Genomic DNA, 26,805 nt, shown 5'->3' on the forward strand with positions numbered 1-26,805 from the left:
AAATGGGATGAAGGGCTACGCGTGAGAAAGTCGAGTGCCATGTTGCTTGTCGCGCTCGCGATGGCGTCGTCGAATGCGTTTGCGCAAGGCGGCCCGCCCCCGGGCGGTGGCGGCGACGACGACAGCGGCGGCGCCTATGCCTCTCCCTCGGGCATTCCTGACGCAATGCAGAACGAGCGGCTCGGCATTCCCTTCGGCAACGGGCGCGGCCCGCAGGACCGGATCGAGCTGCCGATGCCAGCCGACGGCCTATCCTCCTATGCGGTGCCCAACCTTCCCGCGATTCCCGGCGATATCCTGCCGCAGCTCAATGACACTGCGCGCAACGGCGCACTGACGTTCAACGCACTCATGGGCGAGGATGGCGCGGCCATTCCAAACGGCCTGGTCTGGCGCCTGTTCTCCACCCGCCTCAACCGGGAAGGCAAGCTGCAACTCGTCGGCATCCAGCGGGGTGGCAGCGTCCAGTTCAACGTACCGACGGGCTCCTACCTGCTGCATGTCGGATACGGCCGCGCCGGGGTTACCAAGCGCATCGACTTCGATGGCAGGAGTTTGACGGATACCGTCGTGCTGGAGGCCGGCGGATTGCGGCTCAGTGCCACCGCCGGCAACGGCGAGGCGATCACCTCCAAGCTCCTTACCTTCGACATCTATACGCAGGGGCCTACCGCGCAGGACCGACGGTTGGTGGCCGAGGACGTCGCTCCGGGAACCGTGGTGCGGTTGAACGCCGGCGATTATCACGTCGTTTCCAACTACGGGGCGGTCAACGCGGTGGCACGCGCGGACATCAAGGTGGAAACCGGACGCGTCACCGACGCACGGCTGACGCAGCGTGCGGCCGAGGTGACGCTGAAGCTGGTGCGCGAGGCCGGGGGCGAAGCGCTTGCCGATACCGCCTGGTCCATCTCGTCATCGCAGGGCGACCTCATCCGCGAGAATGTCGGCGCGTTCGCGTCCATGGTGCTGGCCGAGGGCGAATACCTCATCGTCGCCAAGAACAAGGACCGCATCTACCAGCGCGTCTACAATGTCGCGGCCGGCCGGAACGAAGAGGTCGAGCTGGTGGCCAACGGCACCGCTACGCCCCAGCCGGCGGCCGACGGCAGCGGCGACGAGATATCCGCCGGCCCGGTGCCGAGCTTCGAGGAGTTGGGAGGGGAAGCGGCGGCAGAGACCGAGGGCGACGTGTCGGGCGATGCCGATCTGGGCTCCGGCGACTGACTACCGCGCCACGCCTGCCCGGACGCCGAAGCCCGCTATATCGCAGAGCATGCCATGCGCCTTCGCGGCGTCTGCCCCGGCCGAAAGGCAGGATGCCATGGCCTCCCCGGCCTTGCGCTGGAACTCCGGATAGCCGGGGTAGCGCGGCCGCGTCCATGCCGTCTCCATCGACGAGTAAGAGCCCGACTGGAACCCATTGAAGATACGGTCTATTTCTGGATCGTCCCATTCCGCGCGCGCGGCAGCCTGCCCATGGTGATGGCCGATCCGGCGATGGACGATGCCAAGCTCCAGTGCATGCCGAATGAAGGCCAGCGCCATATCCCTGTCGGACGCCGAGGCAGACAGGCCGAGCGCGGTTCCGCCGATGGTGGAGCCGGCGTGATAAGGCGCATCGAGGCCGGCGAAAGGCGCAAAGCCGAGGCGACGACGCATGTCTGCCTCGCCATAGGTGGCATATCCATACACGGCCGGCGTGTAGACGATATCGTCGCGCGCGATCATCTGTTCATGCAGGTCGATGCTGTTCCAGCCATGCGCCTCCGGCGGGCAAAGCCGGATCAACTCATCCATCGCCTGGTACGCCCTGGCGAAGGACGCCTCCGGTATCTCCAGGAGCGCGTCATCATCCGCGCGCACCGGCTGGCCGATATTGGCCATGTACGACAGGATGGACATGAAGGCGTGCGGCGTCTGGAGGGCCGTTCCCAACCATAGGCCCGATCCACGCGCCAGCCGCCCGAGCTGCAGAACGTCGGCATGGCTTTCGGGCACCCGGCCGCCGATCCGTTCCAGAAGGTCGGGGCGGTATGCGGCATTCTGCGTCGCCCCATCGATGGGTGCACCCCAGACATGCTCTCGATACCGGTAGGTTGCGAGGCTCGGACCGATGTAAAGGTTTGCCCGGTCGTCTCCGAGGAGATCGGCAAGAGGGGCTTCCAGCGGTTCGAAGCATCCAGAGGCGGCGATGCGCCCGCAGAAGGGGTGGTCGAAGATGACGATGTCGTATTGCGCGGCCACGCCTTCGATGCCCTGATGCTCGAAATCGCTGAGCGGCCTTTCGACCTGGGCCACGTCCGCGCCGGGGTATCGTTCGGTGAAGCTGCGGATCGCCTCGGCGATGGGGGCCAGGGCCCGCCGGTTGCTCCAATTGAGGATTCGAACGCTCATGCGGCAAGCGCCTCCCGGCGCGTCACGATGTGGATATGACTGGCGAAGAGCGCCACTGAATCGTCCTTCTTCAACACCTCGACATTCTCGATCACGAGCCCCTGGTCGGGGCGCTTGTGGTCCCGCTTCTCGGTGATCGTGGTTCGGACCCTGATCGTATCGTTGATGAAGACGGGCCGGACGAAACGCAGCCTGTCATAGCCGTACGACATGCTGTGCGGATTGATGACGCTGGCGGCCATCCCGATGCCGACGCTGAACACCAGCGTGCCATGCGCGATCCTCTGCCTGAACGGCTGCGTTGCGCACCAGTCGGCATCCATGTGGTGGGGGAAGAAGTCGCCGGTCTGCCCGGCATGCAGTACGATGTCCGCTTCCGTGATGGTGCGTCCGCTTGTCAGGGTCGTTTCGCCGACCAGGTAGTCCTCGAAATATCGCTCGACGATCATTTGCACTCCTCCGCCATACGCATGCTGTCCAGTATCTCCTTGTTGTGCTCGCCAACCTTCGGCGCGCCGCGCCCGGACGTGAGGATCCGGCCATCTACGCGGATGGGACAGCGCGTGGTGCGCAGTGTCGCCCCCGTGTTGGTGCTGACCTGCTGGACCATGCCGAGCGATTTGAAACCCTCGTGCGAGACAAGTTCCGGCCAGCTCATCACAGGGGCGCACCAGATGTCGGCGGGCTCCAGCACGGCCAGCCACTCGGCGGTGGACCGTGTGGCGATGTGGCGGGAAATGATCGCCTTGATCTCGTCGCGGCCGTCGAACCAGGTGGCCGGCGCATGATAGGGCTCCAGTTCCGGCGCCTCGATCAGGCCGGCCAGCTTGTCGATGGGGTTCATGGCGATGGCCAGGAAACCGTCGCGCGTCGGATAGATGCCGTATGGCGCGCTCAGATAGGCACTGGCGCTGCCGATGCTGCCGCGCACCGGCGCCTTTTCGCCATCGTTCAGGAAGGTACTGAAGAACTCGAACTGGAGATCCAGGATGGACTCCATCAGGCTGACATCGATACGACCGCCCCGCCCGCTGACGCCGCGCCGCACCAGCGCGGCGAGTATCCCCTGGACGAGGTGGGTGCCCGTCATCATGTCGGCCACGGCGACGCCGGTGGCGACGGGCGGCTCGCTGGCATTGCCCGACATCCAGGCAAGGCCCGACATGGCCTGCACCAGAAGATCCTGCCCGGGCTTGCCGCGCCAGGGCCCGGCATCTCCGTAGCCCGAGACCGAGGCATAGACGAGCGCGGGATTGATCGTGCGCACGTCCTCGTATCCGAGACCGAGGCGCTCCATGACGCCGGGCCTGAAGTTCTGGATCATGACGTCGGCCGTCTTCAGCAGCGTCCGGAGCCGGGCCATATCGTCAGGATTCTTCAGGTCGGCGGCAAGGCTTCGCTTGTTGCGGTTGATGGTGTGAAACAGGGTACTGTCGCCGTCGATCCGCAAGTTCGAGACATAGAGCCGCCGGCTGAGGTCGCCGCCGTCCGGGCGTTCGACCTTGATGACGTCGGCTCCGAGATCGGCCAGCCGCAGCGAGGCCGAGGGCCCGGCCAGGAACTGGCTGAAATCCAGGACCGTGATCCCGGCGAGCGGCAGGTCAGCCGCCTCCCCGTTCGAAGTGGAGTTTCTGTTCAGCATCATTGTCTCGTTGCGCTCAGGGCATCATCAGGTTTGGCAAGGTGAGCGAGATGGCCGGCACAAGGGTCAGCAGCACGAGCACCACCAGCAGCGCGGCCAGCAGCGGCAGCGAATGGCGGAAGGCCGATGAAACCGGAATGCGCAACACGCTGCTTGCCGTGAAGGTCAGCGTTCCGACCGGCGGCGTTACGCCGCCGAGCGTCAGGTTGAACACGGTGACGATGCCGAAGTGGATCGGGTCTATGCCCAGCGAAACCGCCACCGGCGCAAGGATCGGCGTCAGCAGGATGATGGCCGCCGTGCCCTCGATGAACATGCCGATCGCCAGGAAGATCAGGTTGACGATCAGGAAGAAAACCAGCGAATCGTCGGTCGTCGCGATCAGGGCTGCGGCGATCTGCGTCGGGACCTGTTCCCAGACCATGTAGTAGCCGAAGGCGGAAGCCCCGCAGATGATCAGCATCACGATGGAAATGGTGGTCACCGTATCGCGGATGATCTCCGGAACCTGCGCCAGGCTCAACTCGCGATGGGCGAAGATGCCGACACCGATCGCGTAGAGAACGGCGATGGCGCCTGCCTCCGTCGGGGTGAAGACACCGTATCTGAGGCCGATGACGATGAAGAGCGGCAGGGTCAGCGCCCAGATGGCCTCGCGGAATGCGGTCCAGAGTTGACGGCCGGACACCATGTGGGTCCGTTCCGGGCGATAGCCGCGACGCTTGGAGACGAGGTAGATGGCGATCATCAGCGCAACGGCGACCACCAGCCCCGGCACGATGCCCGCGATGAATAGACGCCCGATCGAGACATTGGCCATGAACGCGTAGACGATCAGGCCGATGCCGGGCGGTATCATCGCCACGATGACCGACGAGCAGGCGACGGTCGCGGCGGCAAAGCCAGCCGGATAGCCCCGGCGTATCATCGTGGGCCCCAGCATCTTGGACAGCATGGCGGCGTCGGCATTTGCCGAGGCCGTCAGGCCGCCCATCATCGTCGCCAGGATAACGCTGACCTGGGCGAGCCCGCCCGTGAAGTGGCCGACGAACGCGTCGGCAAGGGCAAGGAGCCGGCGGGTAATGCCGGCCGCGTTCATGATGCTGCCGGCAAGCACGAAGAAGGGGAGCGCGAGCAGCGGGAAAGACTCGGTGCTGGACACGATCCGTTGCGCGAACAGGTCGATTGGCAGCGCGCCGCCCAGCTGGAAGAACAGAAGGCTTGCCGCGATCAGCGAGAAAGCCACCGGTACGCTCATGACGAGAAGTCCGAGCATCAATGCCATGGGCCAGAGGATCATGTGTTTGCCCCCTGCCTCAACGTCCGCACCGACGAGACGGCATGACGCAGCGTCATCAGGGCGAAACCGCAGGCCGCGGCTGCGTATATGATGGCTTGCGGCAGGCGCAGGACCGTGGTGGGCACATCCGTCGTGGACAGGGTCAGGCGCGTCGCCAGAACCGTCATCGTCAGAAGGGTGGCAAAGACGATCGTGGCTGCCGCGATCCGCAGGATACGGGATGCCATGGCCGGCAACAGGTCCACGAACGCGTCGATGGCGATGTGCCCGCCGCGCCGGAAGGCGGCGGCAGCGCCGACGAAGACTGCCCAGGCAAAGCAGATGGCCGAAAGCTCGCTCGTCCAGTTGGCGGGACGCTCCAGCGCGTAGCGGGTCAGCACGCCCCAACTGACCGATGCGACAACGATCGCGAGGGCCACGGATGCGATGATTTCCTCGATATAGAGGGTAGGTTTTTCGGCAAGGGCGACCGCCGGCCGGCCCGTTGACAGCTCCGACATGTTGAATACCTCGGCAATGAAGAGTGGATTTGCGGGCTCAGTGGGAAAGAACCGTGCGAACCTCGTCGTAAATGCCGGGACTCCAGTCCGGAAACGCCGCGTAAACCTTGGCCGTCGCCTGTCTGAACGCGGCGATGTCGACGTCGTCGATGATCTCGACGCCGGATTGACGTAGATCCTCGATCAGCTTCTCGTCGTTGGCGATGGTCGTTTCCGTCATCATGCGGCCCGCGGCTTCCGCCTCTTCGACGAGAATCTGTTGAAGATCGGGCTCCAGGCCGTCAAACGTCCGCTCGTTCATGACGAGGCCGAGATAGGCGCTGAAATGCCTGGTCATCGACAGGGTCTGGCGTTGCTCGGTCAGGCGCGCACCGACGATGGACCCCAGCGGCGCCTCCACCGCCTCGACGACGTTCTGCGACAGCGCGCTGTAGACCTCGCTCCACGGCAGGGGCGTGCCCCGCGCATCCAGCGCCGCAAAGGTTTCGACCCAGATCGGATTGGGCGCGATCCGCATGGTGACGCCATGCAGGTCGGCCGGCGCGCGGAAAGGCTTGGCGCCCAGCATGTGCCGATTGCCGAAGAAGTAGTTGAAGGCCAGTGGACGGAACCCGGCCTCCTCCGCCTTCGCTTTCAGGCCCTCGTACCATTCGCTGTCCAGGATGCGCTGGAAATCGGCGGGGTCGTCGAGCAGGTAGGGCCCGTTCATCACGCCGAAATCCGGGACGTAGTCCGACATGAAGCCGGGGTCGGCTACCTGTATGATCGGCGCTCCCTGGCGGACCTGCTCATAGATTTCGCGGTTGATGCCAAGTTGCTCCGACGGGAAGACCTGGATGCGGAGCCTGCCATCACTGCGCTCCGTCACCTTTTCGGCGAACTGCGTAACGGCGGCGTGTATCGGCTCGCTCGGCGAAAGCGCATGCGCAACGCGCAATGTTGTCTGGGCCATCGCCCCGCCCGGCGCCATAAGGCAAATAGACGTGGCCAATGCGGCCCCGATCGTGAATTTCATTGGAAACCTCCCAGGATCGCAGATACGCCATTCCTCCAACGGCAACGATCTGCGATTTTCATATTTGTCAGGTGATTTTTATTTATGAAAATGGAGCTGTCAATGGCGGATGACGAGAATGGAGGCCCGGGGCGCGCGCCGGCATTGGAAAAGGGACTAGATATCCTGGAATTGCTGGCCTCCCAGAAAGACGGCCTGCTGCAGAAAGAGGTGGCCGGACTGACGGGACGGTCGGCCAGCGAGATTTTCCGCGTGCTCGGCGTGCTGGAACGACGTGGCTATATCGCGCGGGATGCGGGCAGCGGCCGGTACTGGCTGACGCTGAAGCTGTTCGAGCTTGGAAACGTCCATCCGCCGCTGCGCCGTATGCTTGAGGTGGCAACGCCGCTGATGGAGACGTTTGCGACAGGTTCGGGCTGCTCCTGCCATCTCGTCATCCGGCACAATGACGGCCTCATGGTCATCGCCCATGCGCAGCCGGACGCCCAGTTGATGGGCTGGACCGTCAAGGTCGGCGCTTACTTTCCACTCTCGGTCCGCTACGCTTCCGCGCGGATGATCGCTGCCTTCCAGCATGACGAAACGCGCGAAAGACTGCTGTCCATGATGCTCGACCCGGGCGAGGACCCCTCCGATCTGCGCCGAAGACTGGCGCGCCTTCGGGAAGACGGCTTCGAGATGCATCAAAGCGGCATCGCGCCCGGCGTCACCGATATAAGCTGCCCGGTGCTGAATCATCTCGGCGTCGCCGCAGCGGCCTTGACGGCACCCATCGTGGACGGGCTCATTCCGCCCGACAGGCAGAAAGTATCCGTGCTGCCGGCCCTGCTTGCGACGGCGGCGGAATTGTCGGCGCGCCTTGGCGCGCCCCGGTCGCAGCCGACGACATGACGATCCAGCGCATCGGACTGCCGCTCGCACGGCGCATGGCCTTGGCGGCACAGGGCTTCGGACAGCCCCGCCCGGACGCCATCCATCAGGGGCACCTGCGCCGCGTACTGGACAGGCTGGCCCTGCACCAGATCGACAGCGTCAACGTGCTGGCGCGCGCCCATTATTTGCCCGCATTCTCGCGCCTCGGCGCCTATGACCGCGCGCATTTCGACCGCGCCGCCTGGGGCCCCCGCCGGCAGCGCCGCGTTTTCGAGTACTGGGCGCACGAAGCCTCGCTGCTGCCCATGGACCTGTTTCCCCTGTTGCGCTGGAGGATGGAGCGCGCCGATCGCGGCATGGCTGGCTACAAGGGCCTGCGCCTGTTCGCCGGAGAGCGGCGGGCCGAGGCCATGGCGCTTTTGGACCGCATCCGGACCGGGGGTCCGATGGCGGCGTCCGAGTTCGAGTCCAGCCGCACCGGCTGGTGGGAATGGAGCGAGTCCAAGCGCATACTGGAATGGCTGTTCTATGCCGGCCATATCACCACCGCCACGCGGCGGCGCAGCTTCGAACGCGTCTACGACCTGACCGAAAGGGTCATTCCACAAGCGGTCATGGCGGTGCCGCCGGTGCCGGAGGCAGAAGCGCATCGCGCGCTGATCCTGCGGTCGGCCAAGGCGCTGGGGATCGCAACCGCGGCCGAGCTGCGGGATTACTTTCGGCTCGGGCCGGCAGAAACACGCACGGCCATCTCCGAACTGGTCGAGGATGGGGCCCTGTTGCCTGCGGCGGTGGATGGTTGGCCACTCGCCTACATCCATCCGGAAGCCCGCAAGCCGCGCCGCATCGATGCGGCGGCACTGCTGGCGCCCTTCGATCCGATCGTGTGGGAACGCGCGCGGGCGGAACGCCTGTTCGGCTTCCGCTATCGAATCGAAATCTACGTGCCCGCCGAACAAAGGCAGCACGGCTATTACGTGCTGCCGTTCCTGCTCGGCGATACGCTCGTTGCCCGCGTCGACCTCAAGGCAGACCGGCAGGCCCGCCTTCTGCGTGTCCATGCGATCCACCTCGAGCAGGGCGCACCGGCCGGCACCATCGAAGCGCTGGAAACCGAATTGTCGGCCCTTGCCGGATGGCTGGATCTGGGCGCCGTGACGCAACCCGACATCGTGGATCACGAATGACGGGCCGCATCGGCCGCCTCAGGCGGCGCGCTCGCGCTTGAGGTCAGGCGGAACCGCCTCTTCCGCCAGTTGGGCAAGCGCTTCTTCCAGCGGCAAAGACTGCTGGTCGCGGGAGCCCAGACGACGCAGGTTGACGGTGTTCTCCTCCGCCTCGCGGCGTCCGCAGACGAGGATCACGGGCACCTTGGCCACCGAATGCTCGCGGACCTTGTAGTTGATCTTCTCGTTCCGCAGGTCGGTCTCGACATGAAGCCCGGCGCGGCGGAAACGCTGCGCCACCTCGCGGGCATAATCGTCGGCCTCGTCCGTAATGGTTGCCACCACAACCTGCACTGGTGCCAGCCACAGCGGGAAATGCCCGGCGAAATTCTCGATCAGGATGCCAAGGAAGCGCTCCATCGACCCGCAAACGGCGCGATGAATCATCACCGGCTGTCGCTTCTCGGACGACTGGTCGATGTAGAACGCTCCGAACCGCTCCGGCAGATTGAAATCGACCTGGGTCGTGCCGCATTGCCAGTCACGCCCGATGGCGTCCTTCAACGTATACTCGAACTTCGGGCCGTAAAACGCGCCCTCACCTTCAAGAATACCTGTCTTTATGCGGCCGCCGGACTGCATCCGGATGGTTTCCAGCACCTCGCCCATCACGCCTTCGGCGCGGTCCCACAGCGCATCGGAGCCGACGCGCTTTTCAGGACGCGTCGACAATTTGACGACGACCTCCTCGAAGCCGAAATCGCGGTAGACCGACAGGATCAGATCGTTGATCCGCAGGCACTCGGCCGCAAGCTGCTCGTCGGTGCAGAAGACGTGCGCATCATCCTGCGTGAAGCCGCGCACCCGCATCAGCCCATGCAACGCGCCGGACGGCTCATAGCGGTGGACGGAGCCGAATTCGGCAAGCCGGATAGGAAGTTCGCGATAAGACTTGAGGCCATGCTTGAAGATCATCACATGGCCGGGACAGTTCATCGGCTTGAGCGCGAAGACCCGGTCGTCGTCCGAGTCCTCGTCGGCCACGGTGACCGCGAACATGTTGTTGCGATACCAGCCCCAATGGCCCGACGTCTCCCACAGGGAATGGTCCAGAACCTGCGGTGCGTTCACCTCTTCGTAGGTACCGGCAAGCCGCCTGCGCATATAGGCGACCAGCGTCTGGAAGATGCGCCAGCCCTTGCCGTGCCAGAAGACGACGCCCGGCCCCTCCTCCTGGAAATGGAACAGATCCATCTCCCGGCCGAGGCGCCGATGGTCGCGCTTCTCGGCCTCTTCCAGCATGTGAAGATAGGCTTTCAGCTCTTCCGCCGTGGCCCAGGCCGTCCCGTAGATGCGCGTCAGCATCGGGTTGTTGGAATCGCCGCGCCAATAGGCCCCGGCCACCTTCATCAGCTTGAAGTTCTCGCCGATCTGGCCGGTGGACGCCATGTGCGGCCCGCGGCACAGGTCGAACCAGTCGCCCTGGCTGTAGATCTTCAGATCCTGTCCCTCGGGGATGGCGTCGACGAGCTCGACCTTGAACGCCTCACCCTTGTCGGCAAACACCCGGCGTGCCTTGTCGCGCGTCCAGACCTGCTTGGTGAAGGGGGCGTTGCGGCGGATGATCTCCACCATCTTCTTCTCGATGACCGGCAGGTCTTCCGGCGTGAAAGGCGTGTCGCGCGCGAAGTCGTAGTAGAAGCCGTTCTCGATCACCGGGCCGATCGTCACCTGCGTGCCGGGCCACAGTTCCTGGACGGCCTCGGCCATGACATGCGCCGCGTCGTGGCGGATGAGCTCCAAGGCGCGCGGGTCTTCCCGCGTGATGATTTCCAGCGTACCGCCCTGCCCGACGGCGTCGGAAAGATCGCGCAGCTCGCCATCGAGCGCGTAGGCAACGGCCTTTTTTGCCAGTGACTTGGAGATGCCCGCCGCGATGTCCGCGCCGGTCGTCTCCGGGGCGTACTGGCGTATGGAACCATCGGGAAATTGCAGGTCGATCATGTCATGTCCTTTCCGCTCACCCCCGCCTACCATGCGGGAAAGCTTATCGATCGATAGCCGGCCACCGACGGGCCGGACCGCCGCCTTCTAGCCCATCGTCGCGCAAACGGGAATGCTTTAGCGATGGCGGCACGGCGTGGCGACATCGTCCGGCACGGGATCGTGGCCTGCCTTGCCAAAGGGGCCGCAGCGCGACACCCTTCGTGCCGACAGCCAGCCGCCGCGCCAGAGGCCATGCCGCGCAATGGCCTCGTAGGCATATTCGGAGCATGTCGGAATGTGGCGGCAGTGCCCGCCCACCAATGGCGAAAACGTCAGCTGGTATAGGCGCACAAACCCCATGCCGAAGAGCCGGCCGGGCGTCTTGCGGTACGGTCCGTCATAATTGCGCCCGCGGGCCGCAGCCATGGCTCAGGCGGCCCGTTCGCGCGCTTCGATCTCGTCGAGGGCGGTGACGACAGCGTCGAAGGTCAGCATGGTCGAGGCATGGCGCGCCCTGTAATCCTTGACCGGCTCCAGAAAGCGCAGTTCCGCGAACCGACCCTCCGGGGGCGGCGCACCCTCGCTCAGCATCGCCCGCATGGCCTGCCTGACGGATCGAAGCTCGGCCGGCGTCGCGCCGACGATCACCTTAGCCATGATGGCCGAGGATGCCTGGCCGAGCGCGCAGGCACGGACCTCATGGGCGAAATCGGACACGACGCCGCCCTCCAGACAGACATCCACGGTTACCGTAGAGCCGCACAGGCGCGAATGCACCGTCGCACTGGCGTCGGGGGCCGGCAGCCGGCCGATACGTCCGATATTGCCGGCCAGTTCCAGGATGCGGGTATTGTAGACATCGTCGATCATCGGGCACCATCTGAGCGGATACATCCGCGCGTTGAGCATCTACCCATCCGCGGATCGAATCCGTATATAGGAGTGAAGCCGCGCTTCCAAAAGCCGAAGATGACAAGACGCGGCGGTCAAGGGTTGAGGAATGGACGCCACCGTCAGAAAGTTTCCCGGGCCGACGGGCCAGGACAGCCCCCCGCGCCCCACGCGCGAGGAGGCGGAAGCCGCCGTCCAGACCCTGATCCGCTGGGCCGGTGACGATCCGCGCCGCGAGGGGCTTGTCGATACGCCGCAACGTGTGGTGCGTGCCTATGAAGAGATCTTCGGCGGCTACGGCATCGATCCGGCCGATGTCCTGTCGCGCACCTTCGAGGAGGTGTCCGGCTACGACGACATGGTGCTGGTGCGCGATATCGACTTCGTCTCGCATTGCGAGCATCACATGGTGCCGATCATCGGCAAGGCGCATGTGGCCTATTTCCCGGATGGGCGCGTTCTCGGCCTGTCCAAGGTGGCCCGCGTCGTCGACCTGTATGCGCGCCGCCTGCAGACGCAGGAAACCATGACCGAGGAAATCGCGGCCATCATCGACGGCGCACTCGCCCCGCGCGGGGTTGCCGTCCTGATCGAGGCGGAGCACATGTGCATGTCGATGCGCGGCATCCGCAGCAAGGGCTCCATAACCACGACCAGCTCGTTCTACGGTGTGTTCAAGGACGACAAATCCGAACGCGACCGCTTCCTGTCCATGATCCTGAACCGATGAGCGACACCACCATCGACCTTGAGGAAGGCGCGCGGCTGATGCCGCGCTTCGACGAAGCCGGCCTGATTACGGCGGTGGTGACGGACGGCGACAGCGGCGACGTACTCATGCTGGCGCACATGAACCGCGAGGCGCTGGACCTGTCCGTCGCCACCGGGATCGCGCATTACTGGAGCCGCTCGCGCAAGACATTGTGGAAGAAGGGCGAGACGTCCGGCGCGCTGCAGACCATTCTGGAGATGCGGATCGACTGCGATCAGGATGCCGTCTGGCTGAAAGTGCGCGTCGCCCGGCCGGAGGAAACCTGCCACACAGGCCGCACGTCCTGCTTCTACCGGCGCATCGAACTCGGCAAGCCGTCCGGGCAGTTGACGGAGGTCATCGCCAAGAGTTTCGGCGCCTGACCGGATCGAGGATTCCGTTCGGCGGTGCGATGATCTAGTCTGGGTTCCGAAACGGCCGGAAGGTCGGCGGAATCAGATGGTCTTGCATGTTCCAGCGCGTCTTCAAGCGTAACGAACCCTTCCGGGGCGGCCTCGAACCCATCGCCGTACAGGAGCGCGCCCGCAATGGCGTGGCGCTGGCTCTCGGCGGCGGCGCGGCGCGCGGATGGGCGCATATCGGCGTCCTGCGCGCACTGGACGAGGCACGCATACCGATCAGCATGATCGCCGGCACGTCCATCGGCGCACTCGTCGGCGGGTGCTACCTGGCCGGCAAGCTCGATGCGCTGGAAGACTTCGCCTGCTCCCTCACCCGGCGCGGCATCATCCGCTTTCTGGATTTCAGCATCAGCGGCGCGGGGCTGATCGGCGGCATGCGGCTGAACCGCAGACTGGTCGAGGCCCTGTCCGACACGTCGATAGAGGCTCTTCCCAAACGCCTCGTCTGCGTGGCGACCGAAGCGCGCACCGGTCACGAAGTCTGGATCGACTCAGGCTCGCTCGTCACCGGCATGCGCGCTTCCTACGCTCTTCCCGGCGTGTTCCTGCCGGTGGAGTGCGGTGGCCGGATGCTGATGGACGGGGCCCTCGTCAACCCTGTGCCCGTTGCCGTCTGCCGCGCCTACGAGGAGCCGTTGGTGGTGGCCGTGAACCTGAACTACGACCTGTTCGGGCGGGCCGCCGTACTGCGGCTGCGCGCCGGCGCCGACAAGGGCGGCGACGATACCCCGCGCGACGAGGATATCCGGCGCGACAAGGTGGGCATCGCCCGTTCCATGGTGGATGCGTTCGGCATCATCCAGGATCGCATATCGCGCGCCCGGCTGGCCGGCGACCCGCCGGACCTGTCGCTGCACCCCCGCGTACGGGATATCGGCATGTCGGAGTTTTTCCGCGCGCGCGAGGCGATAGACCTCGGCTATGCCGAGGCGCAGCGGCAATTGCCGGAAATCGCCCGGCTGGCGGAAAGTCTGCCCCGGCGCTGACAGGGCCGGGGCGACGCCGCTTCAACCGGCGGCGGTGTGGATATAGGCGCGCATGTCCTCGGCCTCGCGCTCGGCATCCTCGATCCGGCGCTTGACCACGTCGCCGATGGAGATGACCCCCACCAGCACGCCATCCTCGCAAACCGGCAGGTGGCGAAAGCGCCCGCGCGTCATGAGGTCCATCACCTCGTCCACGGTCATCTCTTCCCGCGCCGTCACCACCTTGGTCGTCATCACGTCGGCCACCTTGCGCGCCAAGGCTTCCGGGCCGTCGCGGCCGATGATACGAACGACATCCCGCTCGGAAAGGATGCCAGCCACCCGCCCGCCCTCGGACAGGGCCACGAGCGCACCGATACGCCGCTCCGATAAAATCGCCACGGCGTCCGACACCGCGACATCCGGGCTGATCGTTTCGACCGCCCGCCCCTTCGATTCCAGTATCTGCCTGACCGTCATCGTCTCCTCCGCAATGATCTCTTTGCGTGGATGGTGCGCCAGGTGCGGTCTTTCGGCAAGACGCGGCGTCGATCAATGGCGCGTGTTGCGCCAGGGAACAGGGTCGAAAAAGCCGAAGGTGAAAAAGCCGAGGGCGAAGCCGCCGAGATGCGCTTCCCAGGCTACGGATGCGCCACCGCCGACAAAGTCTATGGAGCCGATGGCGATATTCGTGGCGAAGAAGATGAGCGCGAATATGAGGACGGTACGGTTGGACAGCGACTGCGCGACCGTCATACGCGGCGCAAGCGCGATCGCACCCGAGGTCAGTTGGCCCGGCGCCCCCAGCGCAAATCGACACGCCCCGCCCATCAATGCCGAAACGACGCCCGATGCACCGATCATCGGCTGCAGCAGGTCTGGATTCATGATGTAGAACAGCGCTGCGCCCCCCAGTGCACCGGCCAGCGAGAACAGGATGAAGCGGCCGTTGCCCAGACGCCGCGCCACGGGCGTGCCGAATGCGACGAGCCACAGGGCATTGGCGCCGAGATGGCCCCAACTGCCGTGCAGGAAGGCATGGGTGAACGGCGCCCACAGATCCGACCCGGCCGGCCGCGACAGGCATTCGGGTATCGGCAGCGAGTAGCAGGCCGGAATCAGCGCAAAGTCGAGCAACACCCTGAAGTCCGAATCCTCGCTCAGGATGTTCATCCTGACGAGGTGGATGGCCGCCAGGATCGCGATCGTGGCCAGCACGATGCCCGGTATGTTGAAGGCCGGCGGATTGGATGGCCGTACGGGCCGATACTCTGGCGTCACGCGGGAGGTGTCCTTGAAGGAGCGGATAAACCTTTGATAAAGCCTGTTTTCACCGCCATCCAGATTATTTCATGGCGAAAGCGGCCCTTTCAGGGGGGTTATCCCCCGCCTCCATTAACCCGGGCATCATGCGCCGTTAAGCGACCTTGCACCCGAATTTACGATTGCCGGATCCGCACGCCTTTGGACAGGTTAACGCCGGCGCCGCCCCGGCGCATGTCCCCATTAACGTTTGGCCCGGCAATTGCGGGAACGGCGCCGGCGGCTGGAAACCTGTTTGAATTCGCACTCTTTTAAGCTTGCGGGGACGTTACCGACGCCGCTGAAATGCATTGAAACGGCTTCAGGCGGCCGCAAGCACGAGGTCTGAACGGCCCGCCACGGATTTGAGACAGATTGTCTCCTGCGTCTTGGAAAGCCGGTAAAACGGCGCTGCCATTGTCATTCCCGAAGACGGGAGACATGGCCGTGAACAAGTTTCTGACCATCAGCACTGTGGCAATCGGGTTCGTTCTCGGGGTGTTTACCGCCCCCGCCAAGGCAGACATGCCGGTAACCGGACCGACCAGCCAGCCGGTCGGCCATTACGTGTTCTGCCAGTCCTATCCCGAGCAATGCCAGCCGAACCGGCAAATTCGGCTGACCCGCATGGACGACGCCACGTGGCGCCTGATCGTAGAGGTGAACAACACCGTCAACACGGCGATCACGCCGAAGACCGATCTGGAAATGCACGGCGTGCCGGAGCTCTGGTCCTACCCGACCACCGAGGGTGACTGCGAGGACTTCGCGCTTCTCAAGCAGTACATGCTTGAAAAGGCCGGCCTGCCGCGCTCTTCCCTTCTCATCACCGTCGTCCAGCAGCCGAACGGCGAAGGCCATGCCGTACTGACCGTGCGTACCGACGCCGGCGACTACGTCCTCGACAATCTCGACGAGCGTGTGCTGCGCTGGACCGATACGCCCTACCGTTTCCTGAAGCGTCAGGCGGAAGCGAATTCCGGCAAGTGGGCCGGCATCGCCGACGACCGCGACATGATGCTGGTTGGCAGCGTGCGCTGACCATCGACCGCAATGAAAAGGGCCGCCGCGATGCCGCGGCGGCCCTTTTCGGTTTCGAGGTATCCGATCAGGCGGATCAATCTTCCAGATCGATATCCAGGATCGTCATGGTGAAATGGTACGAGAGCTCGCCCTCGTCCGTATCCTTGGCGATCAGGCCGGCGAACTCGTCGTTGACATAGACTTCCGCGGTATCGCCGCTTTTCTTCGGCAGCGCCCGCACTTCGATGTCGCCACCCTTGAAGGTCTTCTTCAGGTAGGATTCGAGCTTTCTGATCTCATCACCCTTCACGGGCATCTCCTTGATTGTTCGGTCCGCCTATGCGGACGGATTTCATGTTGGGCAGCCTACCGGGGCCGAGGCAATGACGCCCCGCCAGGCAACGAACTAGCCGTCGCAGCCGGTGCACTGGTCCATGCTGCGCGCCGGCTCGGGGCAGCCGGATGTCCCGATGATCTTTGCCGGCACGCCCGCCACCGTGGAGTTGGGCGGGACTTCCTTCAGGACGACGGATCCCGCCGCTATGCGCGAGCAGCGGCCGATTTCGATGTTGCCGAGGATCTTGGCCCCAGCGCCGATGAGGACGCCATCGCCGATCTTGGGATGGCGGTCGCCGAATTCCTTGCCCGTTCCGCCCAGCGTCACATCCTGCAGGATAGAGACATTGTCGCCGATCCGCGCCGTGAAGCCCACCACGAGGCCCGTGGCATGATCCAGAAAGATGCCGCGGCCCATGTGCATGGCCGGGTGGATGTCGGTCTGGAAAACGGAAGACGAGCGCGACTGCAGATACAGGGCGAAATCGCGCCGGCCCTGATGCCACAGCCAGTGCGCCAGCCGGTGCGTCTGGATCGCGTGGAAGCCCTTGAAATACAATAGAGGCTCGACATACCGCTCGCAGGCCGGGTCGCGGTCGAAGACGGCCTGCAGGTCGATGCGGAGCGTATCGGCAAACGTGGCCTCGGCAGCCGCCATCTGGCCGAATGCCTGCACGATCAGCGCGGCCGGCACGTCCGGATGGCCGAGGCGAGAGGCGACGCGGTGCGCCAGCGCCGTTTCCAGCGTATCGTGGTTCAGGATCGTCGCGTAGATGAAACCGCTGAGGGCAGGTTCGCTTTCGCCGATGGCCAGCGCTTCGTCGCGGATGCCCAGCCAGATCGGGTCGACAGCCTGGAGGCGCTCGCGTGTCTTATTGCCGATGACGCTCATAAAAGCTCCTGCATGCCCTCAACGCCGGTTCAGAGATAGATAGTCTGGCGCGCGGTCCACGTCAGCCCGGATGCTTCAATTAAACGAGGAAGCATCGGGCGTGAACCCGCGTTCGCCGAGAAAGCGCAGGACCGCCGCCTTGAAGGTGCGGTCTCCCACCGCAAGCATATGGTCCCGGCCCTCGATCGCAAGGGCTTCGGCATCCGGCATCAACTGCGCCAGCTTCTCGGCCGATCCGGCGATATCGTCTTTCGTGCCGACGGCGATCAGCGTGGGCACGTCGAGCGCGGCGATCGCCTCTTGCGGTGGTTCCTGCCTGTTGGCCTGGATGCAGGCGGCCAGCGCCAGCCTGTCGCTGCGCGTCCTGTCGGCGAAGCTGCGGAACATGCGGCCGCGTTCATGCGTGACATCGTCGAGCGACGGGGCCAGCAATGCCTCGGCGATCGGGTCCCAGTCGCCGACGCCTTCCACGAGGCCGTAGCCGAGGCCGCCCAGGATAAGTGCCGCGACACGGGGCCGATGCTCCAGCGCGGCGAATACAGAAATGCGCGCACCCATGGAATAGCCGAACCATACCGCCTTCTTCAGCGATAGATGATCCAGAAGGGCTATGGAGTCGCCCGCCATGACGGGAGGCGTATACAGGGCGGAATCGTGCGGCTTGTCGCTGGCGCCATGGCCGCGATGATCGAGGGCGACGACGCGGTAGCCGGCATCGCCGAGGGTCTGGATCCAGCCCGGCTCCACCCAGTTGACGCGTGCCGACGAAGCAAACCCGTGCACGAGCAGGATCGGCAGGCCGTCGCGCGGCCCTTCGTCAAGATAGGCGATTTTCAATCCATCGTTCTCGAAGGTTTCCATGCCGCGTTCCCGTGCCGATCCTGCCTGCCTGTTACCCCACCCGCTTCGCAAAAGGCTACCCCCGGCGCGATATAATCGAAGCATTGCCTTACCGGGCCCCTTTCCAATATGGTCCGCGCCGACGCGACACGCAGAATGAACGGAGACGGTCTCATGGCCGCGCACGCAACGCCCCATTTCCAGAACGACGCCGGACACGCCACAATCGAGATCGGCGTGAAGGAATTCATGTGCGTCGGCGCGACGGCACCCTTCGACCATCCCCACGTCTATCTCGACATGGGCGACGAGACCGAAAAGGTCTGCCCATACTGCTCGACGCTGTATCGCTTCAACGCCGCCCTGCATTACGACGAAACGGTGCCGGCGGGGTGCTACTATGAGGATCCGCGCGCGCGCGCTGCCTGAGGCCTTGCGCGACATCGCCATCGTCGGAGCCGGCGTCGCCGGGCTGACGACAGCCCTGTGCCTCGCCCGCGCCGGCTTTCGCGTTCGCATCTTCGAGCGCGCCGCAGCGGCCCAGCCGGTCGGTGCCGGTATCCAGCTTTCGCCCAATGCGCTGCGGGTCATGGCCCGGCTCGGCTGCCTGGAGGCGCTGGCGGCGCGTGGTACGCTTGCCGCGGCGGTAACGTTGCGTGACGGGCGTACCGGCCGCGCCCTGGCCGAGGTGCCGGTGCAGGCCGCCGATGGCACGCCCTATCTGTCCATCCATCGCGCCGACCTGCATTCCGTGCTGCTGGACGCGGCCCTCGGCAATGACGCGATCACCTTGAGCTTCGGCCACACCTTGACGGAGGTGCGCGAAACCGAGGCCGGGGTGCTCCTGGCCTTCGGGGCGGACGCACATAAGTTCGCGCTTGTGGTGGCGGCCGACGGCGTCCATTCCGCCGTCGCCTCGGGCCTCGGCTTTGCGCCGCCCGGGCTTTCCCCCTACGCGGCCTGGCGGTTTCTGCGGCCTGCCGGCAAAGGCGAGGCCGGCGGCATAGCAGCCTGGCTGGACGCGCGCTGGCACGCGGTAGCCTACCCTGTCCACGCCGGAGACTTGCTCAACCTCGTCGTCATCGCGCGCACCGATTTCGTGGCGCCGGACGACAGCTCCCCCGCCCGATTGGCGGGCGCCCTGTCGCCTCATGCCGCCCCCGGCCTTGTCGATATCATCCGGGACGGCACCTTCGTCGGCTGCTGGCCCATGTCCGCCGTTCCGGCAACGCGCCCCTACACGACGGGCGACCGCATCGTGCTTGTCGGCGACGCAGCGCACGGCATGCTGCCTTTCGCGGCGCAAGGCGCGGCCATGGGCATCGAGGATGCGGCCGTGCTGGCCGCCTGCCTTGCCGATGGCGCGCCTGCTCCTCTGGAACGCTACGAGGCGCTTCGGCGGCCACGCATTGCCAGGGTGTTGAAACGGGTACGCTTCCACGACCGGATCTACCACCTGCCGCGCCCGTTCTCGCTGGCGCGCGATGCGGTCATGCGCCTGACGCCGCCGGCCCGGCTGGCGGCATCGCTGTCATGGCTCTACGACTGGACGCCACCCGAATTGACCGGGTCCGCCTTTGAAACAACGTAAAGAAACGCTAGCTGACAGTCGACCGGGCGCGCCTTGCGGCACGAAGAACTGCGAGGCAATGCACCCGACATCTGCAAGGGACAGATAGGAAAAGGTCGATCCGTGTCGAAAATCAAAGAGGCCGCCCGCCTGGCCTGTATCGGAGCGCTCGTGACGTCGACGGCGCTTGCCGGCCCGCTGTCCGCGATGGCTCAGGAGCCCGCGCCCGAAACGCAGCAGGAAGTGCCACCACCACCGGAGCCTGAGCCGCAACCGGCGCCCCCGATCGAGGAGCCGCCGACCGAAGCGCCGGCCGAGGTTACCCCGCCGCCACCGGCCGAAGAGCCGGCGCCGCCTCCGGTGGAGGAGCCTGCACCCCAGCCCGAACCCGAGCCGCAGCCCGAACCTCGACCCGAGCCCATTCCGCAACCGCCGGTCGAAGTGCCCCCCGCGCCGGCCGAGGAGATCGCCCCGCCGGCAGAGGAGACCCCTCCTCCCGCCCCGGTGGAAGAGCCGGCCCCCGTAGAGCCCGCTCCGGCAGAACCCGTTCCTGCCGAGCCTGCGCCTGCGCCTCCCTCGCCCGTGCCGCCCGCCTCCGAGACGCGGGCGGACCCCAACGCCGCCGTCGGAAACCCGGAAGACCTGCCCGTCGACCAGGGGACCGAGAGCGACGTCCCGCCGCAACCGGAAGAGACGGCCCCGCCAGCGTCGACGCCCCCGGAGCCCGCCCCGGACGCAGCGCCGGCACCCGACGGCGCAACCGAACCAGTACCTGTTCCGCCATCGCAGCCGACACCGCCGCCGGGCGTCGAAGCGCCCGCGCCGGAAGCGGCCGCCCCGCCGCCGCCCCCGGCCGAGGCCGCGCCGCCGGCAGAGCAGCCGCAGCCTGTCGATGCGGCGATCCAGACCGCACCCGTCGCGCCCGGAGAGATCGACGCCAGCGATGCCCGTGTGCAACGCCTGGTCGAGCCCGTGCAGATCCAGCCGATCACACGGCAGGCCGGCCAGCGGATCGAGGCCGCGCCGCAGCCGCAGTTGCCGCCGGACGTCGAAATCGTGGAGCGATCGGGCAACCGCGATATCCTGACCATCGTCGGAGCGGGCCTTGCCGGCGCGGCGGCCGGCGCCGCGGCCTCCTACTTCATTCGCCCGGACGACCGGCAGCGATTGCAGCGCGATTCCCGCGATTATTACGTGGAGCAGCTTCCACACGGAATGACGCGTGAAACGGTGGTCCGCGACAATGGCGTGCAGGTGGTGACCATTACGAACGCATATGGCGACGTTATCCAGCGCTCGCGCATCAGCCCCGACGGGCGCGAGGACGTCCTGTTCTACGATCCTTACGCCGAAGACGACAAGCGCGCCGGCTATGCCTATGACGCGGGAGCGGACCTGCCGCCGCTGCGCGTCGCCATCCCGCGTGACCGCTACATCGTGGATGTGATGCAGCCCGACGAAGACCTCTATTACGATACGATCGTCGCCCCGCCGGTCGAGACGGTGGAGCGCATCTACTCGATAGACGAGGTACGGCGCTCGGCCCGTATTCGCGACAAGGTACGGCGTATCGATCTGGCGACGATCAACTTCGCGTTCGGCTCTGCCGATATCGAGCAGGACGAGGTGCAAAATCTGCAGGCCCTGGCCGACGCCGTTGCGAGGGTGATCGAGGAGAACCCCTCGGAATCCTTCCTGCTGGAGGGCCATACGGACGCGGTGGGCAGCAACATTGCCAACCTTGCGCTATCGGATCGCCGCGCGGAATCCGTTGCGGTAGCGCTGACCGAGTATTTCGGCATCCCGCCGGAAAACCTGATCACACAGGGCTATGGCGAGGAGCAGTTGAAGGTCGAGACGCAGGAGCCCAACCGGGAAAACCGTCGCGTCACGCTTCGGCGCATAACCCCGCTGGTCAAGCCGGTGGTCACCAGCCAGCGATGAATGCCAGGGGGGCCGCCCCGGCGGCCCCTTTTCCCCAACTGTCTCTCCGCCTCAACGGGCGGCTGGCGCGTGATCTTCCTGGGCAGGAGGCGTCCTGTCGGATGCCAGGAAGTTTCCGAGCGGCTGCAGGCTGTCCACATAGTTGGCGAGAATCTTCACGCCCACCATGATCGGCACCGCCAGGAACATGCCGGTCACACCCCAGATCCAGCCCCAGAAGGCCACGGACAGAAACACGGCGGCGGCATTCATCTCCAGCCGCCGACCGACGATCATCGGCGTCAGGAACTGCCCTTCCAGCGAGGTGCAGGCAAGGTAGACCAGCACGGGGATCAACGCCACGGTCACATCGCCGAATTCCGCCAACGCGATGACGCCCACCAACGCCATGCCAACGATCGCGCCGATATAGGGAATGAAATTCAGGACGGTGGCCAGAGCGCCGAAAACGGCCGGGGTCGGCATGTTGACCAGCCACAGGCTGAATCCCACGGCGACGCCCAGCCCGATATTTATGAGCGTGATCGTGAACAGGTAGCGTGACAGCTCCTTCTCGATCTCATGCGCGATGGAGAGCGCCCGCTTCTTGTCCGAGAAGGTCGGCATGGACTGGACCAGTTTCTGGTGGAACAGGTCCCCCGATGCCAGAAGGAAGAACAGGAAGATCAGGGCGAAGCCGATGCCCGCCAGCATCTGCGGCGCGCTGTTGGCAGCCGTGTCCAGCAGCGTGGGCGAGCGCACCACCACTTCGCGCGGCTCGTCCTCCGGCGGTCCCTGGACCTCGTCCTGCGGCACCGTGATGGCAGTTGCGTCCTCCGCGCCACCGCGCAGGCGCGTGAGCCTGGAAAACTGCTCCCGGACAGACGACACCTCGCGGTCCACGGCCTGCGCATAGGTCGGAGCGTTGCGCACGATCTGCGTCAGGGGATCGCTGAGGGCGTAAAACATCGCCGTCAGGCCGACCAGAGTACCGAGAACCAGGAAGATCGCGGTGATCGGCTCGGGCACCTTGAGCCGACGCCGGAAGAAGCGGACGATGGGGCTGAGCACCAGGGCGAACAGAAGCGCGAACACGACCGGCAGGATGAAGCTTGCCGTCAGGTACAGCATGCCCCCGAAGAGAATGAGGAAGATGCCGATGACGGCCCAACGAGGTCCGACCTGAACGGTCTGCTTGGTGACGAGCCCGATATTCGGGGCGACAATCGTCTTGCCCTCGTCTGTAGACCTGTCGTCTGCCATCGTAGTCCCACCCCTCGATCTGGTGAGCTAACGTGTCGCAGGCATGGTCGTTCCGCCGGCAGCGGACTCCGGCCCCGCCGGATGCAAAAGGGGCGGCGCGATGCGCCACCCCTTGGGGAATTCCAGGGTTGCCGTTTGGCTTAATGCAGGATCTGCGACAGGAAAAGCCTGGTGCGCTCGTGCTGCGGATTGCGGAAGAACTCTTCCGGCACGTTCTGCTCCACGATCTGGCCGGCATCCATGAAGATGACGCGATCGGCGACCTGGCGTGCGAAGCCCATTTCATGCGTGACGCAGATCATGGTCATGCCCTCTTCCGCCAGGCCCACCATGACGTCCAGCACTTCCTTGATCATCTCCGGATCGAGCGCCGAGGTCGGCTCGTCGAACAGCATGACCTTGGGGTTCATGCAGAGCGAGCGGGCGATGGCCACGCGCTGCTGCTGGCCGCCCGAAAGCTGGCCCGGATATTTATGCGCCTGATCCGGGATCTTGACCCGGGTCAGATAGTGCATCGCGATTTCCTCGGCCTTGGCCTTCGGCATCTTGCGCACCCAGATCGGGGCAAGGGTGCAGTTTTCCAGGATCGTCAGATGCGGGAACAGGTTGAAGTGCTGGAACACCATGCCAACCTCGCGACGCACCACGTCGATCTTCTTGAGGTCGTTGGTCAGCTCGACATTGTCGACGATGATCTGGCCCTTCTGGTGTTCTTCCAGCCGGTTGATGCAACGGATCATCGTGGACTTGCCGGAACCGGATGGACCGCAGACGACGATACGCTCGCCTGTACGGACCTTCAGGTTGATGTCGCGCAGTACATGGAACTCGCCGTACCACTTGTTGACGTTGATGAGTTCGATGGCGGTTTCGCCAGTCTTGGTGGCCACCTTGGCCGCTGTTTCAACGCTCATGCCGAAACTCCGAGATATTGGGGGAAGGCCGGCGGCCGCGGGGGCGACCGCCGTGGGATCGATCATTCGGCTAGTGCTTGTGGCCTGTACTCAGGCGCCCTTCCATGTAGATGGAGTAGCGCGACATGGCGAAGCAGAACAACCAGAAAACGAAACCGGCAAAGACCAGGCCCGTGGCCGGCGTGGATGGGGTGATCCAGGCCGGGTCGTTGAAGCCGCGCCGGACCGTACCGAGCAGATCTGCGATACCGATGATGTAAACCAGGCTCGTATCCTTGAACAGGCCGATGAAGGTGTTCACGATACCGGGGATCACCAGCCGCAATGCCTGCGGCAGGATAATCATCCGCATCTTCTGCCAGTAGGTCAGCGCCATTGCGTCGGCGCCTTCATACTGGCCCTTCGGAATGGCCTGGAGCCCGCCGCGGATCACTTCCGCCATGTAGGCGGCAGAGAACAGGGCGACACCCACCAGGACACGCAGGAGCTGGTTGAAGCTCGTTCCCGCCGGCATGAACAGCGGCAACATGAAGTTGGCCATGAACAGCACGGTGATCAGCGGAACGCCGCGCCAGAACTCGATGAAGATCACCGAGAGCAGCCGCACCGCCGGCATGGACGAAACCCGACCGAGCGCCAGCAGGATACCGATGGGCAGCGATGCGACGATGCCGACAACCGCCACCACCAGTGTCACCAGCAGGCCGCCCCAGAGGTTCGTGGGAACATGGGACAGGCCGAAATGCGTGGTCAGCACCAGCGTGAGGGCTGCCGCCACGATGGGCGGTACGATCAGGGAAACAGCAGCAGACTTGCGCTCCGCCGTCGCGGCCGTCGCCGCCAACGCCAACAGGTTCGCACCCAGCGCGGCAAACAGTGCGACCGCCGACAATTGCGAGAACCGGAAGGTCAGGATGGAGACTCGGCCGGAACTGAGGACATAGTTGGCAAAGATGGCCACCAGCGAAACCGCCAGCAGCACCTTTGCCGCCTTCATCATCACGTGCCGGTTGACGAGCGGGCTCTTCGCAACGGCCTGCGCCACGGCGATAGCCGCCGCGATAAGGAAGAAGAGCGCGATCGCGCCGCCGCCGAGGGTGAAACGGCCGCCCGTCAGCAGGACGAGCGCCACTGGCGGCAGCACCGCGAGCAGCAGCACGGCGGTCAGCTTCTTGAACGGCACGCGCGGAATGGCGACGGCGACAAGAAGCACGGCGAAAGCAGCGAACACCAGGTCGACGCGCCAACGCTGGTCCACCGGATAGAGGCCGTAGACGAACTGGCTGAATCGTGCCCGGATGAAGGCCCAGCAGGCACCCACCGCCTGTCCATCCTGCGCAAGACAGGCCGTACGGTCCTGCCCGGTGAAGACGGCGGTGGCGAAGCCCCACTGATAGATGTTCCAGGCAAGCCAGGCGACGAACAGCGACAGAACGATGGTCAGCACGCTATCGAACGGGGTGGCGAACAGATGCGTGCGTGTCCAGCCGAAAACGCCCCTTTCGCTGCCCGGCGGCGGCAGGGCCGCCTTCGGTTCGCGGGCGACATATGCGGAAACTTGTTCTTCCATGCGGTCATTTCCCCCGATCGAAGAACTGAAGATGATTGCGGTTCATGGGGGTTCCTCAGCGTTCGACCAGCCGCATGCGACGGTTGAACCAGTTCATCAGGATGGACACGGTGAGGCTCAGTCCGAGATAGACCGTCATCCAGATCATCACGACCTCGATAGACTGGCCCGACTGGTTGAGAACGGTCGATCCGACGGCAACGAGATCGGGATAGCCGATCGCAAGGCCCAGCGACGAATTCTTGGTCAGGTTGAGATACTGGCTCGTCAGCGGCGGGATGATGACCCGCAGCGCCTGGGGCACGATCACCAGACGCAGCGCCAGATTGCGGCGCAGCCCAAGCGAAGCCGCGGCCTCGCTTTGCCCCTTGGATACGGCCAGCACGCCGGCACGTACGATTTCGGCGATGAAGGACGCCGTATAGAAGGACAGTGCGAGGAAGATGGCCAGGAATTCCGGCCGGATCTGGAAGCCGCCGGTCAGGTTGAAAGTGCCTCGCGTCGGCGTTTCCAGCGTTGCCGGCATGCCGGTTGCAAGGAAGACGGCCAGAGGCAGGGCGACGATCAGGCCGAGCGCGATGGGCCATAGCTTGCGGCGCTTGCCCGTCTTCATCTGTTGAGCGCGGAATACCCGGCCCAGGATGAACGTCAGCGCGATGCCGACCAGCAGCGCCACACCCGTCATCCAGGCGAGATCGCCCCAGAGGGCAATGGGTGTCTGCAGGCCCCGGTTAGAGAGGTAGACCTCACCCGGGAACTCGATGGCCTGGCGCGGCAGCGGCAGCACAGCCAGCACGCCGAAATACCAGAACAGGATCACCAGCAGCGGCGGGATGTTGCGGAAGATCTCGACATAGGCCGTCGCCATGCTGCGCACGACGAAATTGTGAGACAGCCGGCCCAGTCCGACGATGAAACCCAAAATCGTCGCGAAGACGATGCCGGTCCCCGCGACGATGAGCGTGTTGACGAGACCAACCAGCAGCGCGTGGCCGTAGGTGGAATCGCTCGTATAGCCGATCGGCACCTGGGAGATGTCGAAGCCGGCCCTCCCCTCGAGGAAGCCGAAGCCGGAGGCGATGTTGGCTGAGCGAAGGTTGGTTGCGGTGTTGTGGACGATCCACCAGCCGAACGCGAAAATGGCGCCGACGAGCAGAACCTGGATAACCAGGCCTCGCACCGTGGGATTTGTCCAAAGGCTTTCGCGAGCCTCAGCGGATTTCAACGACTGTGTGTCTGCCGTCATGAGGTTCCGTCAAATTTT

Annotated in this window: 28 protein-coding genes; 10 read left to right on the forward strand and 18 right to left on the reverse strand. The window is 65.0% G+C overall.

Annotation, left to right across the window (positions count from 1 at the left end; translation table 11 throughout):
• The first annotated feature begins 21 nt into the window (after positions 1-21).
• Entirely contained in the window at positions 22-1,227 is a 1,206-nt protein-coding gene (locus tag IGS74_RS14410; protein ID WP_192387050.1) for a hypothetical protein, read from the forward strand.
• On the opposite strand, the gene IGS74_RS14415 is transcribed toward IGS74_RS14410, so the two are convergent.
• From IGS74_RS14415 to IGS74_RS14440, 6 genes are read right to left on the reverse strand one after another with little or no spacing between them, the layout of a single operon-like run.
• Positions 1,228-2,397 carry an extracellular solute-binding protein gene (locus tag IGS74_RS14415; protein ID WP_192387052.1) on the reverse strand — a complete coding sequence of 390 codons (1,170 nt, stop codon included), beginning with the start codon at positions 2,395-2,397 and terminating at the stop codon, positions 1,228-1,230. It abuts the gene before it with no gap.
• Positions 2,394-2,846 (reverse strand): MaoC/PaaZ C-terminal domain-containing protein, encoded by a 453-nt coding sequence (locus tag IGS74_RS14420; protein ID WP_192387054.1) that lies wholly within the window; start codon positions 2,844-2,846, stop codon positions 2,394-2,396. The genes IGS74_RS14415 and IGS74_RS14420 overlap by 4 nt, the downstream gene beginning before the upstream one ends.
• Positions 2,843-4,039 (reverse strand): CaiB/BaiF CoA-transferase family protein, encoded by a 1,197-nt coding sequence (locus IGS74_RS14425; RefSeq protein ID WP_192387056.1) that lies wholly within the window; start codon positions 4,037-4,039, stop codon positions 2,843-2,845. The genes IGS74_RS14420 and IGS74_RS14425 overlap by 4 nt, the downstream gene beginning before the upstream one ends.
• A 16-nt stretch (positions 4,040-4,055) precedes the next feature.
• Entirely contained in the window at positions 4,056-5,339 is a 1,284-nt protein-coding gene (locus IGS74_RS14430) for a TRAP transporter large permease (protein ID WP_192387058.1), read from the reverse strand.
• Entirely contained in the window at positions 5,336-5,839 is a 504-nt protein-coding gene (locus tag IGS74_RS14435; protein ID WP_192387060.1) for a TRAP transporter small permease, read from the reverse strand. Before IGS74_RS14435 ends, IGS74_RS14430 begins: the two co-directional genes overlap by 4 nt.
• A 37-nt stretch (positions 5,840-5,876) precedes the next feature.
• Positions 5,877-6,791 (reverse strand): C4-dicarboxylate TRAP transporter substrate-binding protein, encoded by a 915-nt coding sequence (locus IGS74_RS14440; protein WP_192387062.1) that lies wholly within the window; start codon positions 6,789-6,791, stop codon positions 5,877-5,879.
• A gap of 165 nt (positions 6,792-6,956) precedes the next feature.
• Here IGS74_RS14440 and IGS74_RS14445 point away from each other — a divergent pair, with 165 nt between their 5' ends.
• On the forward strand, positions 6,957-7,745 hold the full coding sequence (locus IGS74_RS14445; protein WP_192387064.1) for an IclR family transcriptional regulator: 789 nt from the start codon (positions 6,957-6,959) through the stop codon (positions 7,743-7,745).
• Entirely contained in the window at positions 7,742-8,914 is a 1,173-nt protein-coding gene (locus tag IGS74_RS14450) for a crosslink repair DNA glycosylase YcaQ family protein (RefSeq protein ID WP_192387066.1), read from the forward strand. Before IGS74_RS14445 ends, IGS74_RS14450 begins: the two co-directional genes overlap by 4 nt.
• A gap of 18 nt (positions 8,915-8,932) precedes the next feature.
• Here IGS74_RS14450 and thrS read toward each other — a convergent pair whose 3' ends face one another.
• The 3 genes from thrS to IGS74_RS14465 form a co-directional block, all read right to left on the reverse strand.
• Positions 8,933-10,897, reverse strand: a complete 1,965-nt coding sequence (gene thrS / locus IGS74_RS14455; RefSeq protein ID WP_192387068.1) for a threonine--tRNA ligase — start codon at positions 10,895-10,897, stop codon at positions 8,933-8,935.
• A gap of 117 nt (positions 10,898-11,014) precedes the next feature.
• Complete coding sequence (gene yidD, locus IGS74_RS14460) at positions 11,015-11,305, reverse strand: membrane protein insertion efficiency factor YidD (RefSeq protein WP_039193165.1); 291 nt, start codon at positions 11,303-11,305, stop codon at positions 11,015-11,017.
• Positions 11,306-11,308: 3 nt separating this feature from the next.
• Complete coding sequence (locus tag IGS74_RS14465) at positions 11,309-11,749, reverse strand: iron-sulfur cluster assembly scaffold protein (RefSeq protein WP_192391817.1); 441 nt, start codon at positions 11,747-11,749, stop codon at positions 11,309-11,311.
• Between the two features lie 130 nt (positions 11,750-11,879).
• On the opposite strand from IGS74_RS14465, the gene folE reads away from it, so the two are divergent.
• The 3 genes from folE to IGS74_RS14480 all read left to right on the forward strand — a co-directional run bounded on the left by folE (position 11,880) and on the right by IGS74_RS14480 (position 13,929).
• Positions 11,880-12,500 (forward strand): GTP cyclohydrolase I FolE, encoded by a 621-nt coding sequence (gene folE / locus IGS74_RS14470; protein ID WP_039193159.1) that lies wholly within the window; start codon positions 11,880-11,882, stop codon positions 12,498-12,500.
• On the forward strand, positions 12,497-12,904 hold the full coding sequence (hisI, locus tag IGS74_RS14475) for a phosphoribosyl-AMP cyclohydrolase (RefSeq protein WP_192387070.1): 408 nt from the start codon (positions 12,497-12,499) through the stop codon (positions 12,902-12,904). The genes folE and hisI overlap by 4 nt, the downstream gene beginning before the upstream one ends.
• An 86-nt stretch (positions 12,905-12,990) precedes the next feature.
• Positions 12,991-13,929 carry a patatin-like phospholipase family protein gene (locus IGS74_RS14480; protein WP_192387072.1) on the forward strand — a complete coding sequence of 313 codons (939 nt, stop codon included), beginning with the start codon at positions 12,991-12,993 and terminating at the stop codon, positions 13,927-13,929.
• A 21-nt stretch (positions 13,930-13,950) separates the two neighbouring features.
• On the opposite strand, the gene IGS74_RS14485 is transcribed toward IGS74_RS14480, so the two are convergent.
• A complete protein-coding gene (locus tag IGS74_RS14485; RefSeq protein ID WP_192387074.1) occupies positions 13,951-14,388 on the reverse strand; it encodes a CBS domain-containing protein in 438 nt (145 codons plus the stop codon).
• 72 nt (positions 14,389-14,460) lie between these two features.
• Positions 14,461-15,189, reverse strand: coding sequence for a rhomboid family intramembrane serine protease (locus tag IGS74_RS14490; RefSeq protein WP_246722579.1), 729 nt, complete (start codon positions 15,187-15,189; stop codon positions 14,461-14,463).
• A gap of 462 nt (positions 15,190-15,651) precedes the next feature.
• Between IGS74_RS14490 and IGS74_RS14495 the strand changes: the two genes are divergently transcribed.
• Positions 15,652-16,251 carry a transglutaminase-like cysteine peptidase gene (locus IGS74_RS14495; protein WP_039193136.1) on the forward strand — a complete coding sequence of 200 codons (600 nt, stop codon included), beginning with the start codon at positions 15,652-15,654 and terminating at the stop codon, positions 16,249-16,251.
• Positions 16,252-16,327: 76 nt separating this feature from the next.
• Here IGS74_RS14495 and IGS74_RS14500 read toward each other — a convergent pair whose 3' ends face one another.
• The 3 genes from IGS74_RS14500 to IGS74_RS14510 form a co-directional block, all read right to left on the reverse strand.
• Positions 16,328-16,543, reverse strand: coding sequence for a DUF3126 family protein (locus tag IGS74_RS14500; protein WP_039194193.1), 216 nt, complete (start codon positions 16,541-16,543; stop codon positions 16,328-16,330).
• Between the two features lie 96 nt (positions 16,544-16,639).
• Positions 16,640-17,461: a serine O-acetyltransferase gene (cysE, locus tag IGS74_RS14505; protein ID WP_039193133.1), complete on the reverse strand. Its 822-nt coding sequence runs from the start codon at positions 17,459-17,461 to the stop codon at positions 16,640-16,642.
• 75 nt (positions 17,462-17,536) lie between these two features.
• Positions 17,537-18,322, reverse strand: coding sequence for an alpha/beta hydrolase (locus tag IGS74_RS14510; RefSeq protein WP_192387076.1), 786 nt, complete (start codon positions 18,320-18,322; stop codon positions 17,537-17,539).
• Between the two features lie 153 nt (positions 18,323-18,475).
• On the opposite strand from IGS74_RS14510, the gene IGS74_RS14515 reads away from it, so the two are divergent.
• The 3 genes from IGS74_RS14515 to IGS74_RS14525 all read left to right on the forward strand — a co-directional run bounded on the left by IGS74_RS14515 (position 18,476) and on the right by IGS74_RS14525 (position 21,815).
• Positions 18,476-18,730, forward strand: a complete 255-nt coding sequence (locus IGS74_RS14515; protein WP_039194190.1) for a zinc-finger domain-containing protein — start codon at positions 18,476-18,478, stop codon at positions 18,728-18,730.
• The gene (locus IGS74_RS14520; protein ID WP_192387078.1) at positions 18,702-19,892 is read left to right on the forward strand and encodes an FAD-dependent oxidoreductase; all 1,191 of its coding nucleotides are present in this window, start codon (positions 18,702-18,704) and stop codon (positions 19,890-19,892) included. The genes IGS74_RS14515 and IGS74_RS14520 overlap by 29 nt, the downstream gene beginning before the upstream one ends.
• Positions 19,893-19,994: 102 nt before the next feature.
• Complete coding sequence (locus tag IGS74_RS14525) at positions 19,995-21,815, forward strand: OmpA family protein (RefSeq protein WP_246722581.1); 1,821 nt, start codon at positions 19,995-19,997, stop codon at positions 21,813-21,815.
• A 51-nt stretch (positions 21,816-21,866) separates the two neighbouring features.
• Here the strand turns inward: IGS74_RS14525 and IGS74_RS14530 are convergent, their stop codons facing one another.
• From IGS74_RS14530 to IGS74_RS14545, 4 genes are all read right to left on the reverse strand, one after another.
• Positions 21,867-23,057, reverse strand: a complete 1,191-nt coding sequence (locus IGS74_RS14530) for an AI-2E family transporter (RefSeq protein WP_192387080.1) — start codon at positions 23,055-23,057, stop codon at positions 21,867-21,869.
• Between the two features lie 140 nt (positions 23,058-23,197).
• Positions 23,198-23,971 (reverse strand): amino acid ABC transporter ATP-binding protein, encoded by a 774-nt coding sequence (locus tag IGS74_RS14535; protein ID WP_192387082.1) that lies wholly within the window; start codon positions 23,969-23,971, stop codon positions 23,198-23,200.
• Positions 23,972-24,041: 70 nt separating this feature from the next.
• Positions 24,042-25,541, reverse strand: a complete 1,500-nt coding sequence (locus tag IGS74_RS14540) for an amino acid ABC transporter permease (protein WP_192387084.1) — start codon at positions 25,539-25,541, stop codon at positions 24,042-24,044.
• A 55-nt stretch (positions 25,542-25,596) separates the two neighbouring features.
• On the reverse strand, positions 25,597-26,787 hold the full coding sequence (locus tag IGS74_RS14545; RefSeq protein WP_192387086.1) for an amino acid ABC transporter permease: 1,191 nt from the start codon (positions 26,785-26,787) through the stop codon (positions 25,597-25,599).
• Positions 26,788-26,805: the final 18 nt, after the last annotated feature.

It is taken from the genome of Aureimonas sp. OT7 (assembly GCF_014844055.1).
Classification (GTDB): Bacteria; Pseudomonadota; Alphaproteobacteria; order Rhizobiales; family Rhizobiaceae; genus Aureimonas; species Aureimonas altamirensis_A.